Here is a 14436-nt window from a genome sequence, read left to right as displayed (position 1 = left end):
TTCGCTCCTGTTGACGACTGTTCACGAAAAAGCCCGCTGCGCCGGCATGTCGCCGGCTTCGGCGCGCGGCGCCGGATGCAGGTCTGAGCGGCGCCCGGCCTTCAGGATCTGGCTCGGCACGTCATGTCCGATCAGCCCAGGCAGCCGTGCGGCGGCGGCGAGCACGGCCGCGAGGTCGATGCCGGTATCGTAGCCGTCGAGCGCGAGCATGTGCACGAGCTCCTCGGTGCATGCGTTGCCGGTCGCGCCCGGCGCGTACGGGCAGCCGCCGAGCCCGCCGAGCGACGCGTCGAAGCGGTCGATGCCGGCGTCGAGCGCGGCGAGCGTGTTCGCGAGCGCCATCCCGCGCGTGTTGTGAAAATGAAGCGTGAGCTGCAGCGCGCCGAAGCGTTCGCGCGCGCGTTCGGCCAACGCGCGCACCTGCGACGGATACGCCATGCCGGTCGTGTCGCACAGCGTGAAGCCGTGCACGCCGAGATCCGCGAAGCGCTGCATCCACGCGAGCACGGTTTCGTCACGCACGTCGCCTTCCATCGGACACCCCATCGCGGTCGACAGCGACACGTTGATCGCGACGCCAGTGCCGCGCATCGCGTCGATCACGTCGCGCAGCTGGGCGAACGACTGCTCGCGGGTCATCCGCAGGTTCGCGCGGTTGTGGCTCTCGCTCATCGACATCACGAGGTTCACCTCGTCGACGCCGCACGACAGCGCGCGCTGCGCGCCGCGCACGTTCGGCACGAGCACCGTATAGACGACGCCCGGCGCGCGCACGATGCCGTGCATCACGGCCTCCGCGTCGCGCAGCCCGGGGATCGCCTTCGGCGACGTGAACGACGTGACCTCGATCTTCGCGTAACCGCACGCGCTCAATGCGTCGACGAGCGCGATCTTGTCGTCGGTGTCGACGAACGCCGCTTCATTCTGGAAACCGTCGCGTGTCGCGACTTCGTGGATATAGAGTCGTTGGGGGTGCTGGCTCATGTCGTCGCTCCGCTGGCCGGTTCAGATCACGCCGCGCGTGCGCCACGCGTCGCGCGTCGCGGCATCGATGCCGATCGATTCGAGTACCGCGTCGGTATCGGCGCCGAGCGCGGGTGCGGGACGCTCGATGCGCCCGGGCGTCGCGCCGAGCTTCGGCACGATGCCCGGCACGAGCACGGGCGTGCCGTCGGGCAGCGCGGCATCGACGATCATGTCGCGCGCGCGGTAATGCGGATCGGCCGCGATGTCCGCAACGTCGTAGATGCGCCCGGACGGAATGCGCGCGTCGTTCAGCGCGGCGAGCACGTCGTCGAGGTCGTGCCGCGCGCTCCATTCGCCGATCGCCGCGTCGATGCGCGCGACCTGCGCGACGCGCCCGTCGTTGTGCGCGAGCGCGGGGTCGCCGCCGAGGTCGGGACGCCCGATCAGCTCCATCAGGCGCCGGAAGATGCTGTCGCCGTTACCGGCGATCAGTGCGTACCTGCCGTCGCGGCAACGGTACGCGTTGGTCGGCGCGATGCCGGGCAGGCTGCTGCCGGCCGCCTCGCGCACCGCGCCGAATGCCGAGTATTCCGGCAGCAGGCTTTCCATCATGTTGAAGACGGATTCGTACAGCGCGACGTCGACGACCTGCCCGCTGCCGCCCTGCTGCTCGCGATGCCGCAGCGCGAGCAGGATGCCGATCACGCCGTGCAGCGCCGACAGCGAATCGCCGAGCGACACGCCGACGCGCACCGGCGTGCGGCCCGGTTCGCCGGTGAGATGGCGCAGGCCGCCCATTGCCTCGGCGATCACGCCGAAGCCGGGCCGGTCGCGATACGGGCCGGTCTGCCCAAAGCCCGACACGCGCAGCATCACGAGCCCGGGGTTGATCGCGGACAGCGTGTCCCAGCCCAGCCCCCAGCCTTCGAGCGTGCCGGGCCGGAAGTTCTCGATCAGCACGTCGGTCTCGGCGACGAGGCGGCGCACGACGTCCTGCCCTTCCGGCGTGCGCAGGTCGAGCGTGAGCGACGTCTTGTTGCGCGATTGCGCGGCCCACCAGACCGACGTGCCGTCGTGCAGCAGCCGCCATTTGCGCAGCGGGTCGCCGACGCCGGGCGGCTCGACCTTGATTACGTCCGCGCCGAATTCCGCGAGCATCCGGCCCGCGAATGGCCCGGCGATCAGTTGGCCGAGTTCCAGCACGCGGATACCGTCCAGGGGTCGCGTCATGACTGTCTCCGATGAAATCGTGTTGTCGATGACGGCGATCATGACGGCGTTCGCGCTTGGCGAAAATCGATCGATGCTCAACGAGCCTTTCCCGAACGGAAAGGCATGGACGGCGGACAACCGGTAGAACGCCGCGCCGCCTTTCCGCGGGGGAAAGTGCGCTCGCGCAATGCGCAAGCCCGATCACGCGCGCGCTTGGCAGAATGGTTGCCGTTGCGCGCCCGCCGGGCGCCCGTCAGCGAGACCCGCCATGTTTTCCTGTTCCTCTCCCGCGAAGATCGTGTTTCTGGACCGCGCGACGCTGTCGCCGCGGACCGTGCTGAAGCCCTTCCCGTTTCCGCACGGCCTCCAGACCTTCGAACGGACGGCCGCGCACGAAGTGGCCGCGCGTATCGGCGACGCGGACGTCGTCGTGACCAACAAGGTCAGGCTCGACGCGGTGGTGCTCGGCGATGCGCCGCGTGTGCGGATGATCGCGATTGCCGCGACGGGCACCGATATCGTCGATCTCGATGCGTGCACGGCGCGCGGCATCGTCGTCAGCAACATTCGGGAATATGCGGCGCGCACGGTGCCGGAGCACACGTTCGCGCTGATCTTCGCACTGCGGCGCAGCCTCGTCGCGTATCGCGACGCGGTGCGCGCGGGACGCTGGCTCGACAGCGGACAGTTCTGCTTCTTCGATCATCCGATCCGCGACCTGGCCGGCGCGACGCTCGGCATCGTCGGCGCCGGCGTGCTCGGCCGAGCGGTGGCCGCCCTCGCCCGCGCGCTCGGCATGCGCGTGCTGTTCGCCGCGCACGGCGACGCCCGGGGCGACGACCATGTGCCGCTCGACACGCTGCTGCGCGACAGCGACGTGATCACGCTGCACTGCCCGCTCACGCCGGCGACGCGGAACCTGATCGACGCGGCCGCCTTCGCGCGGATGGCACGCCGGCCGCTGCTGATCAACACCGCGCGCGGCGGCCTCGTGGATGAACGCGCGCTCGTCGACGCGCTGCAGTCGGGGCAGATCGCGGGCGCGGGCTTCGACGTGCTCACGCAGGAGCCGCTGCCGGCCTTGCATCCGTTCCACGCGATCCTGTCGCATCCGGCGTTCATCCTGACGCCGCATGTCGCGTGGGCGAGCGACGAGGCGATGCAGGCGCTGGCCGATCAGCTCGTCGACAACGTCGCGGCGTTTGCGCGCGGCGAGCCGCGGCATGTGGTGACGGCGGGGTGAGCACGGCAGGCCGCGAACGCGCGAAGGCGCTAGGCGGCAGTGTGCTGCGCCTGGCGTCGGCAGCGACGCGCCGGCTCGGGGGACATGACGACAGGAAGACAGGAAGACGTGACGCCGCATTGCGGACAGCACGCCGCAGCGGGATCAGACAACCGGGGGAGACGGTGTTCAGCCGACGCGCGACCCGAACCGGTGCGCGCGGATGCGCAATGCGCGCCGCCGACGCATGTCGGCCATCGGCCGCGCGTCGGCGGGAATCAGTGTGGAGCGGTCAGTGGACAGCGAGGTTTCAGTAAGCGGACATCTCGACGCAAGGATCGACCTTGGACGGCGAGCAGATGACAGAATACTTGGCGCTTTCGCGCATCAGCGCTTCGCCTTCGTGCAGCGCGATCTTGATCTCGGGATGACGCTCGTACGCCAGGAAGGCGGAGCAGACGACCGCGGACATCACGACCAGGGAAAACACAAATTTTTCAAGGGGTTGGAAACGTTCTGGCATGGTTCGACCTTTCTTCTAGGCCGACATTATAACGAAGAATAAGGGTTTTCCCTATATCTGCGGCGGCATACCGAACCTCACTCAGTCGTACCCCTTTTATCCGGCGATACCGCCGCCGTTCAGGTTCGCCCAGGCGCTTGCGCCACGTCGACGGCCCTGAGCGGAGACGGATGAATGCCGAGATGGCCCGCGCCGAGGCCCACCCGGCTCTGCAGCGAGCTGTGCTCGAACCGCTGGAACGACTCCGCAATATGCTTGCGCAGCAGCGCGACATCCCACGGCTTGATCAGCAATTTCTGGACGGAGCCGTTGCCGGCCGCGTCGGCGAGCGCGTCCCCTTCCCCGTAGCCCGACAGCAGGATGCGCACGATGTCCGGGTACAGCGCCTTCACACGCTGCAGCAGGTCGATGCCGGACAGGCTCGGCATGCGGAAATCCGACACGATCACGCCGACGCGATGCTGCGCGAGCAGGACGAGCGCTTCGTCGGGATCCGTCGTGTCGAGAATCTCGTAGCCGTCGCGGCCGAGCGCGCGCCTGAGCCTGCGCAGGACCTCGCGGTCGTCGTCCACCAGCAGCAGCGTCCGGTGCAGCAGTTCGCGCTGCCGGCAGTGCTCGGGAAGCTGCGAGCCGGCGGACAGCATGTCGGCGATTTCATCGCCGGTGACCGGATGGCTGAAGTAGTAGCCCTGCATCGCATGGCAGCGATGCCGGTTCAGGAACGACAGCTGCGCTTCGGTCTCCACGCCCTCGGCCACCGTCTCCATGTGCAGCGACTCGGCCATCGCGATGATCGAGCGCGTCAGCGAAGCGCCTTCGGCGCTGGTGGTGACGTCGTCGAGGAACGACCGGTCGATCTTCACGACGTCGATCGGCAAGTCCTTCAGGTACGACAGGCTCGAATAGCCGGTGCCGAAATCGTCGAGCGACAGCACGACGCCGAGCGCCTTCAGTTCGCGCAGCGTGTGCGCGATCGCGTCGCAGTCCTGCATCAGCACGCTTTCGGTGAGTTCGAGTTCGAGCGAGTCCGGCGCCAGGCCGGTCTCCTCGAGCGTCGTGCGCACCATGGCGGCCACGTCCTGCTGCCGGAACTGGCGCGCCGACAGGTTGACGGCGATCCGGATCGGCGGATGGCCGTCCCGGCGCCATGCGACGGCCTGCATGCACGCGGTGCGCAACACCCACTCGCCGATCGGCAAGATCAGCCCGCAGTCTTCGGCGATCGGGATGAAGCGGTCGGGCGGAATCACGCCGATGCCCGGCCGCCGCCAGCGAATCAGCGCCTCGACGCCGCTGATCTGGCCGGTCTTGAGATCGACCTTCGGCTGGTAGTACAGCTCGAGCTCGTGGTTGGCGACGGCCTGATGCAGCGCGTTCTCGAGGATCGTCTGCTCCTCGACGCGCGCACCGAGCTCGCGCGTATAGAAGCGGTAGCAGTTGCGCCCGTGTTCCTTCGCCGCATACAGCGCGGCGTCGGCCGTTTTCAGCAGCGTTTCGGCGTTGGCGCCGTCGGTCGGGCAGAGGCTCACGCCGACGCTGGTCGTCACGTGCAGGTCGTGTTCGTCGAGCGTGAACGGCTCGATGAACGTATCGAGGATCTTGCGGGCGATCACGTCCGCGTCCGCTTGCGTCGCGAGGTTGACGAGCATCACGACGAACTCGTCGCCGCCGAGCCGCGCGACCGTGTCGCCGTCGCGCACGGAGCGCTTCAGCCGCGCGGCGACCACGCGCAGCAGCCCGTCGCCGACCGAGTGACCGAAGCTGTCGTTGATGTGCTTGAAGCGGTCCAGGTCGAGCACCATCACCGCGACCAGCTGCCCGGTGCGGCGCGCCTGCGACATCGCCTGCTCCATCCGGTCGCTCAGCAGGTTGCGATTGGGCAGGCCGGTGAGCGCATCGTGGTTGGCAAGGTATTCGATGCGGCCCTGCTGCATCTTGCGCTCGGTGATGTCCTGCACGATGCCGCGCAGGATGATCGCGTGATTCGGATCGCGCCCCGACTCCGCCTGATGCAGCACGCAGCGCTCGGTGCCGTCCGCGTGAACGAGCCGATGCTCGAGCGAGAACGGCACGCCTTCGGTGCGCAGGCTCGTGAACGACTGCACGAGCAACGGCTGTTCGTCGGCCGGCACGGCCTGCAGCAGCCGCTCGAACGTCGGCGGCGCGTGCGCCGCGTCGAGCCCGAGGATCCGGTACAGCTCCGGCGACCAGTAGCCGTCCGTGCGGCCCGCCTGGAATTCCCAGTTGCCGACATGCGCGAGCGCTTGCGCGTGCGTCAGGCTGACCTCGGTGGTCGCCAGCTTTTCGACCGCGGCGGCGGCGCGCAGCAGATACCGGATCCGGTAGCCAAGCAGCTTCCATCGCATAGGCTTCGATACGAAATCGGTCGCGCCGGCGTCGAACGCGCTGGCGATCGATGCGTCGTCGTCGTTGCCGGTGAGCATCACGATCGGCACGCGGCGGCCTTCCGGCAACGCGCGCAGCGCGCGGCAGCAGTCGAAGCCGTCGCCGCCGGGCATCTCGACATCGAGCAGCACGACGGCGGGACGATGACGCAGGAACGCTTCGATGCCTTCCTGCGGCCCCGTCGCCTCCTCGACGCGAAAACCATCGGGCTCCAGCGTTTCCACGACCAGCAGCCGCGTCATCGCGTCGTCATCGATGATCAGAATCGCCGGCAAATCGGCATGTTCGTGGTTCACGACCGTCCTCCTGTTCCTGTATCTGCCGCTTCGCGATCGCGGTGGCGATCGGCCGGCGGCCAGTCAACTTTCGACGCGCTCCGCGATCAGCGCGGCGTGCGCCTGTTCGAATTCCGCATCCGTGCCGGCGACGAGCTCGACGGCCGCGTTCACGTCGGCGGCGCGCGCCAGCCGCTCGATCTCGCGGCAGCGGGCCGACAGCAGATGCGCGCCGACGTTCGCGCTGCTCGATTTCAGCGTATGGGCGGCAAGCTTCAGCGCGTCGGCGTCGCCCGCTTCGACCGCCGCGTGCATGTCGCGGATCAGCCGCGGCGCGTCCATCGTGAATTGATCGATGATCCGGGTCAGCACGTCCGGGCGCCCGGGCCGCTGGAGCGCGCGCAATGCATCGAGCGCCTTGCGGTCGATCACATTTGCGTCCTCGTCCGGATCGGCGGCCGCGGCCGCGCTCGTTGCGGGAGGCGTTTCGATGCTTGCTTCGAGGTTCGTTTCGATACCGGTCCGGGCCACCGCTTCCGCGTGCTCGCTCGCGGCGGCCGGCACGTGTGCGCCGCCGCGAACATGACGTGCGAGCGTCTGCAGCAGTGCGTCGCGGCGGAACGGCTTGCCGAGATAGTCGTCCATGCCGGCGGCCAGGCAGCGCTCGCGGTCGCCGCTGAGCGCATTGGCCGTCAGCGCGATGACCGGCAGACGCGGCGCGCCCGCTTCGGCTTCGCGCCGACGCAGCCGCCGCGTCGCCTCGAAGCCGTCCAGCACCGGCATCTGGCAGTCCATCAGCACCACGTCGAAAGCGTGTTGCTCGAGCATCTTCAATGCCTGCTCGCCGTCGTCGGCCACGGCGACCCGATAGTCGGTGTCTTCGAGCATCGCGAGCGCGATCTGCTGATTCACCGCGTTGTCCTCCACCAGCAGCACGCGCGCGGCGATCTCGTCGAGCGGCCTGCCCGGGTTCGGTCCGGCTTCATCCGACACCGGCGCGGCGGACGCCAGCCGGGGCGGCATCACGTGCACCGCCGCGGCGATCGCCGTGTAGAGATCGTTGCCATGGAGCGGTTTCGTCAGCCGGGCGGCGATGTCGAGTTCGTGCGCGACCTGGATGCTGTCCATCATCTCGAACGCGGTCAGCGTGATGATCCGCAGCGCACGCAGCGACGGATCGCGGCGGATGTGCTGCACGAGCGAGATGCCGTCCATGCCCGGCATCCGCACATCGATGATCGCGAGGTCGAACGGCGCACCGTCGGCGACGGCGGCCCGCAACTGCGACAACGCATCGTCGCCGCCGATCGCCGAGGCGACGCACAGGTGCCATTCGATCGCATGTTCGAGCAGCACGCTGCGATCGGTCTCGCTGTCGTCGACGATCAGCACCCTCAGGCCGGCGAGCGACGGCCTTCCGTGCGCCGCGACGCCGACCTCGCCGGATGCCGGCTCGAACGGCGTCGTCACGGTGAATACCGAGCCCTTGCCGGGCGTCGAGTCGAGCGCGAGCGTGCCGCCCATCATCTCGGCCAGCTGGCGGGAAATCACGAGCCCGAGGCCGGTGCCGCCGTATTTGCGCGCGGTCGAACTGTCGGCCTGCTGGAACGGCCGGAACAGCTGCGCGGCGACATCGGGCGCGATGCCGATGCCGCTGTCGGCTATCTTGAACACGATGCGCCCGTCGTCCGAATACGCGGCGCTCAGCGCGACGTGCCCGTGCTCGGTGAACTTGATCGCATTGCCGAGCAGGTTCGTCAGGATCTGGCGCAGGCGGACCGGGTCGCCGCGCATCCGCTGCGGAACGGAATCGGCGCGCTGGTACACGAGCTCGAGTTCCTTGCGCCGGGCGTTGGGCTCCATCAGCGCGACGACATCGTCGAGCAATTGATGCAGGTTGAAATCGATGCGCTCCAGCGTCAGCTTGCCCGCCTCGATCTTCGAAAAATCGAGTATGTCGTCGATGATGACGAGCAGCGTCTGTCCGGATCGATACACGGTGTCGACGAACTTGCGTTGCTTCGACGTCAGCCGTGTGCGCTGCAGCAGCTCGGTCATGCCGAGCACGCCATTCATCGGCGTGCGGATCTCGTGGCTCATCCTCGCGAGAAAATCCGATTTCGCGGAATTCGCGGCTTCGGCCGTCGCGATCGCCGCCTGCAGATCGACGTCGCGCCGCTCGATTTCATCGAGCATCATGTTGAAGCCGGCGATCAGCGCCGCGATTTCGTCGCGGCCTTTGTGGGACATGCGCAGCGACAGGTCGCTGCCGCTGCGGATGCGCGCCATCGTGCGCGTCAGGCTCGACAGCGGGCGCGCGATCGACGTGCCGAGCCGATGACTGATCACGAACCCGCCGATCGCGAGCAGGAACGAGACCACCACGATCATCAGGAACGCGCTCGTCACGGCGCGGTACACGTCCGACACGATGCCGCGCTGTTGCAGATCGACGCGCACCGCTTGCTGTTCCGTATAGGCCGCGAGGCGATTGGCGGTGGTGTCGACGTCCGCGACGATGCGCTGCATAGCCACGTCGTTGGACAGCATGTCCGACTTCACCGCGACGATGCGGCGCGCGGCGCCGGCGAGTTCCGTGGTGAGCGCAACCACGGCCTGCGCGCGCTTCGCGTTGCCCTGCCCGTCCGTGACGAGGGCATCGCGCAGTGCGCTCGCGGACTGCGCGAGCGCGCCGGCAAGCTTGTGCAGCTCGGCGTCGGCATACTTCAGACGCTCGGCCGTCTCGCTTTGCGCGACCATGCGCAGGTGGAACGCCAGTGCGTTGATGCCGCCGTTCACGGCCGCCGACAGCGACGCAATCCGCGCGGCGCGGCCCCGGAACGCGATCGCTTCGTCGAGGCGCTGGCGCGCAGCGACGATCCGCAACGCGAACGGATCGGCGATCTCCGCGAGCTTCACATCCAGCGCGTCGAGCGAGCGCAGCACCTGGTCCTCTTTCGCGCGGTAGCGCGCCGTGACGGCCGGTTGCGCGAACATGCCGGCGCGCAGCGCGACGAGCCCGTCGTTGCCGTCGAAGATGTCGGCCGCGACGCGCCCGAGCGCGCTCGTGATGCCCTGCGCGGTCGCGGCATCGAGGTTCGGCGCCGCGATCGCGAGCGCGTTGCGCGCGCCGTCGACGGACGCCTGCATGCGCTCGCGCAGCGGCGCGAGCCGATATCGGTTCGGCGCGACGTCGACGCGGCTGGCGACGGTCGTGACGTCCTTGACGTTCGTCCGGACCTGGTCGAGCGCATGAATCGTCCGGTTGTAGGCGGTATTGGCCGCGAGCGCGTCGTTCACCCTCGCATCGGCGTCGGCGCCCAGCCGTTCGGTTTCCTTGCCGATCTCGCTCAGCAGCGTGGTGCCCCGTGCCTGCACGCGTTCGATCAGCTGGCGTTCGGCGACGAGTTGCGCGTCGCCCCGCAGGCGCTTGTCGACGCCTTCGTTCATCGATCCGAGCATCGTGCGCAGATCGGCGGACGGCGCGTCGATGCCGCCGTGCCCGTCGATCGCGCGCACGGCCGCCGTGATGCGTGCGATGCGCTGCAATTGCGTGTCGATCTCCGACGACGACTGCTCGCGCTCCGATGCGTCCCGCGCCCGCTCGAGCTCGCCGAAATTCACCGCGAGTTCCGCGTACGCGCGCTGCAGCTCGTTGCTGTGCATCTGCAGCGGCAGCGATTCCGTCGTCAGCGTGCGCACGCCGGATGCGATACCGTGCACGGCGATCAGGCTGGTCATGGCAATCGCCACCGCGCCGAGCAGCATCAGGCTGGTGCTGGTGACGAGCTTCGCCTTGATGTCCATGCAGCCCTCCAGGGGCGGGACGGCCGGCGCGCGGCCGTCCCGCCGGTTATCTGGCCGGTGCGTCGAGCGGCGTGACGCGGCCGTGTGCGATTTCGGTGAGGAACACGTCGTCGAACGCCTGATGATCGTCGGCATTCAGGTCGGCCACCAGGCCGCCCAGGTCGACATGCCGGATCGATTCGAGCGCCTGCTTCAGCGTTGCGCGGGTCGGCGCCGGGCCCGCGCGCTCCAGCCCGATCAGCGCGATCTTCGCGTCGAGGCAGCCCTCGATGTGCACCACACCAGCCCGTTCGCCCGGAAAGCGTTGCTCGATCAGACGGACGCAGTCGCGGATGACGGGGCGCTCGTTCTGCGGAAGCGGCACGACCTGCGAGATCAGCGTGCCGTTTCCTTCTTCGCCGAGCAGGCGCAGCAAGTCGTCGGTGCCGACGAACGACACCGCCGCGAGCCGCGCGTTCAGCCCTTCGCGGTGCGCCGCGCGAATGAACGCGGCCACCGGCGTATACGGGCCGACCATGATCACGACGTCCGGCCGCCCTTCGAGCACGGCCGCCAGGCCGGTGTCGACGGCCGTGGTGCCGCGGCGGAACGTTCCCGTCGCGACCACATCGAGGCCATGGCGCTGCAGCGCGAGCCGCGTGCCCGCCAGCACCGCGAGCCCGAAGCCGTCGTCCTGGTAGAACACCGCGAATCGCCTGGCGTGGTCGTGCGCGAGCAAACGCTCGACCAGTGCGCGCGTTTCGTCTTCGTAGCTCGCGCGGATGTTGAATACCTCCGGCGTGACCGGCCTGCGCAGCGCCATCGCGCCGCTGAACGTGCCGACGAGCGGAATGCCGGCGTCCCGGATGATCGGCAGCACCGCGGTGGTCGTCGGCGTGCCCACATAGCCGAACAGCGCCAGCACGTTGCGCCGCTCGATCATCTCCAGCGTGTCGTCGACGGTCCGCTCGGGTTCGTAGCGATCGTCCGCGACCACGAGCTCGATCTTCCTGCCGTGCACGCCGCCGTGCGCGTTCACATCGTCGAATACGGCCTGCGCACCCATCAGCAGCCCGCGTCCGAGCCCGGCGGAATTGCCCGACTGCGCGTTGACCATGCCCAGGCGGATCGTGTCGGCGCTCACGCCCGGCTCCGCCGCGATGCAGGCGGCGGACCCGGCCATCGCGGTGCAGCATGCGATGAGGGCAAGCGCGCGTCGGTAGCCGTGACGGGCAAGCCCCTGCAACACGTTCGAAGACAAGGTACCCGAACACATCCGTGCGACAGACACGCTCTCGTCCATGCTGGGTTCCCCTTCGGCACCCGGTTTTGTCGATTTGATGGTGCGCCGCACCGTTGCCGTGGTACGCGTCAATTAGTCATATATATAGGTTGCATCCCTTAGGACTGCAAGGCGAGGAGCGAACGATGCCGTTCACGTCGAACCGTGCACTGCAGCATCCCGGCGCGAGCGGGCCGCGGCGGCGCCGGATCGCGCTGGCGGAATTTCGATACGGTCCTCAATGCGGGGCGTTGTTGCCGGAACCGGTTCGAGCGGGCCGGAGCCCGTCGTGGCGGCGAATCGGAAAATTCGGGAGAAGGTGCGAGAAGATGCGAAGCGGCGCGATGGACTTACCGCGGCGCCGATGCGCCGCTGGCCGCGTTGCCGGGCCATGCGTTGCCGATCCTGTCGATCAGCGACTTGGCGGCGCCGGTCGCGATGGCTGCGTCGACGCCCGAGGTCTGCCACGATCCATCGGCGGCCTGCACGAACGTCAGGTTCGCTCGCGACGGCGCGTAGTCGGTATTGCGCCACGTGACCACGACATCGCACGCGTAGGTGCGCTCGCCGGCCTTCCTGCAGTCGCCTTCCGGCTTCGCGGAAATCACATCGGCCGACACGGGCAGCGGCTGGCCGAACAGCGCGTTCAGGCCGCCGTGGTTTTCCGCTTCGAGCGCGCGCCGCACCGCGGCGTCGACGTCGCTCGATCCGGGACCGTCGTGGAGCAGGTTGCAGGCGGCGAGCAGCGTGGCCGCACAGCCGAGCGTCAGCAGCGTGGGAAACTTCATGGAACTCCCGTGAATCGGGTGAGCGTCGGGCGGCATGCGGTGATGCCAGTGAACGCATCGCCGGGCCGGTACGCTGCGTAGTCTGCAACGTCAGCGCGTCGTTCGCGGTATCCATTTGTAACGAATTGCACGCGGGCTTGCACAAGCGCGGTCCCGCCGCCTTCCTCCGCGCTTACTGCCGCTCCTGCTTCACGCGGCTGACGAGCTGCGTCGGGCTCACGAACTGCAGCGCGATCACGACCCATATCAGCGTGATGGCCATGTAGATCATCGCCATCGCGTCGATCGACTGCGGCGCGCGCACGCCGGTCGAGAACACCGCGTAATACAGCGCGACGACGAGCGTCTGCGTGCTCGGGCCGGCGGTGAAGAAGGTCAACTCGAACATCCCGATCGTACGCACCAGCACGAGCAGCGCGGCCGCGAGCATGCCGGGCACCAGCAGCGGCAGCAGCACGTAACGGAAATAGCGCCACGTGTTCGCGCCGAAGATGCGCGCGGCGGCCTCGAGATTCGGGTCGATCTGCTCGATGAACGGCGTCATCACAAGGATCACGAACGGCAGCGCCGGCACGAGGTTCGCGAGGATCACGCCCGATAGCGTGCCGGCGAGCCCGACCTTGTACATCACGGTCGCCATCGGGATCCCGTACGTGACGGGCGGCACCATCAGCGGCAGCAGGAACACCAGCAGCGCGAAGCGCTTGCCGCGGAACCGCACGCGCGCGAGCGCATAGGCGGCCGGCACGCCGAGCGCGACCGACAGCAGCACGACCGCGCCGACCACCTCGACCGTCACCCACAGCACGCTCGCGAGCTGGAAGTCTTCCCACGCCTTCGCGTACCAGTGCAGCGTGAAGCCCTGCGGTAGCGGCGTGCCGAACCAGCGCGTCGCGACCGAGTTCACCGCGACGGTCGCGATCAGCAGCATCACGTTCAGCAGGAAGAACGCCATCAGCCCCCACACGAGGGCCTTCCATGCCCGGCCGGCGAGGTTGCTTCTCATCTTCTGCGGTGTCCTCGCGTTGACGGGGCGCGCATCGGGCGCGCCTTGCTTCGGCGGCCAGGTCGGCGCGGCATGATCGTCGGTCGCCATCAGCCCTTGCCCCCTGTCACCGGCCCCGTATAGAAGAAGCGGCGCGCGCCGAGCATCGACGCGACCACCAGCAGCTGCACGAAGCCCATCACGATCGCGATCGCCGACGCGAGCGAATAGTCGTAGCTCTCGAACGCGGCTTCGGCGGCCGCGATCGAGATCACGCGCGTCGGCCCGGCCGGCGCGCCGAGCAGCACGGCCGACGGGAACACCGAGAATGCCTGCACGAACGACAGGCACGCGGCCATCGTGAGCCCCGGCACGAGCAGCGGCAGGTAGATCTGCCGGAACTGCTGCCACGGGTTCGCGCCGAGCGTGGCCGCGGCGCGCGCGAGCGTCGGGTCGATGCCGCTGATATACGACAGCATCAGCAGGAACGCGAACGGAAAGCCCGACACGATCAGCGACAGCAGCACGCCCCAGTAGTTGTGCGTGAGGCGCACTTCGTCCGTGTACAGGTGCAGCCCCTGCAGCGCTTGCGGGAACCAGCCGTTCGGGCCGAAGTACGTGAGCATCCCGTCGGCGACGAGCACCGTGCCGAGCGTGACCGGAATCACGAGCAGCGTCGTGACGAACTTCTGGTACGGCGAGTTGCGGCGCAGCGCGAACGCGACCGGCACCGAGATGCCGACGTTGAGCAGCGTCGCCGGCACGGCGAGCTTCAGCGTGACAAGCACGGTCGGCCACATCGCGGTGTCGGTGAAGAACAGCACGTAGTTCGCGAGCGCGCCGCCGCCGTTCATCGGCTGGAACGACAGCACGAGGCCGTAGGCGAACGGGTAGATGAACAGCGCGACGATGAACGCGAGCGCGGGCGTGACGAGCCACGCCTTCGCGTCGCGCGGCGTGGCGCCGGTCGTGAGCGTGCTCATGCGGCCTC

At 68.5% G+C, this 14436-nt stretch carries 10 protein-coding genes; 1 reads left to right on the top strand and 9 read right to left on the bottom strand.

All coding sequences use genetic code 11. The annotated features are described in order from the left end of the window. Window positions 1-21 precede the first annotated feature (21 nt). Both FFI87_RS08585 and FFI87_RS08580 read right to left on the bottom strand, forming a co-directional pair. Window positions 22-984, bottom strand: a complete 963-nt coding sequence (locus tag FFI87_RS08585; protein WP_138847696.1) for a hydroxymethylglutaryl-CoA lyase — start codon at window positions 982-984, stop codon at window positions 22-24. A gap of 21 nt (window positions 985-1005) precedes the next feature. After that, a complete protein-coding gene (locus tag FFI87_RS08580) occupies window positions 1006-2196 on the bottom strand; it encodes a CaiB/BaiF CoA transferase family protein (RefSeq protein ID WP_012363914.1) in 1191 nt (396 codons plus the stop codon). A 250-nt stretch (window positions 2197-2446) separates the two neighbouring features. On the opposite strand from FFI87_RS08580, the gene FFI87_RS08575 reads away from it, so the two are divergent. After that, a complete protein-coding gene (locus FFI87_RS08575; RefSeq protein ID WP_138847697.1) occupies window positions 2447-3421 on the top strand; it encodes a D-2-hydroxyacid dehydrogenase in 975 nt (324 codons plus the stop codon). A 289-nt stretch (window positions 3422-3710) separates the two neighbouring features. Here FFI87_RS08575 and FFI87_RS08570 read toward each other — a convergent pair whose 3' ends face one another. The 7 genes from FFI87_RS08570 to FFI87_RS08540 all read right to left on the bottom strand — a co-directional run bounded on the left by FFI87_RS08570 (window position 3711) and on the right by FFI87_RS08540 (window position 14428). Continuing rightward, a complete protein-coding gene (locus FFI87_RS08570; protein WP_006753449.1) occupies window positions 3711-3923 on the bottom strand; it encodes a hypothetical protein in 213 nt (70 codons plus the stop codon). A 119-nt stretch (window positions 3924-4042) separates the two neighbouring features. After that, window positions 4043-6625, bottom strand: coding sequence for an EAL domain-containing protein (locus FFI87_RS08565; RefSeq protein ID WP_138847698.1), 2583 nt, complete (start codon window positions 6623-6625; stop codon window positions 4043-4045). A 63-nt stretch (window positions 6626-6688) separates the two neighbouring features. Further along, window positions 6689-10411, bottom strand: a complete 3723-nt coding sequence (locus tag FFI87_RS08560; protein WP_138847699.1) for a response regulator — start codon at window positions 10409-10411, stop codon at window positions 6689-6691. Between the two features lie 46 nt (window positions 10412-10457). Next, entirely contained in the window at window positions 10458-11534 is a 1077-nt protein-coding gene (locus tag FFI87_RS08555) for an ABC transporter substrate-binding protein (RefSeq protein ID WP_229202934.1), read from the bottom strand. Between the two features lie 488 nt (window positions 11535-12022). Next, on the bottom strand, window positions 12023-12460 hold the full coding sequence (locus FFI87_RS08550) for a hypothetical protein (protein WP_138847700.1): 438 nt from the start codon (window positions 12458-12460) through the stop codon (window positions 12023-12025). 172 nt (window positions 12461-12632) lie between these two features. Beyond that, window positions 12633-13556, bottom strand: coding sequence for an ABC transporter permease (locus tag FFI87_RS08545; RefSeq protein ID WP_138847701.1), 924 nt, complete (start codon window positions 13554-13556; stop codon window positions 12633-12635). Then, window positions 13556-14428 (bottom strand): ABC transporter permease, encoded by an 873-nt coding sequence (locus FFI87_RS08540; RefSeq protein WP_138847702.1) that lies wholly within the window; start codon window positions 14426-14428, stop codon window positions 13556-13558. The genes FFI87_RS08545 and FFI87_RS08540 overlap by 1 nt, the downstream gene beginning before the upstream one ends. Window positions 14429-14436 lie beyond the last annotated feature (8 nt).

This window comes from Burkholderia sp. KBS0801 (assembly GCF_005937855.2).
GTDB classification, from domain to species: Bacteria; Pseudomonadota; Gammaproteobacteria; order Burkholderiales; family Burkholderiaceae; genus Burkholderia; species Burkholderia ambifaria.
This window is presented reverse-complemented; position numbering and strand designations above follow the sequence as displayed.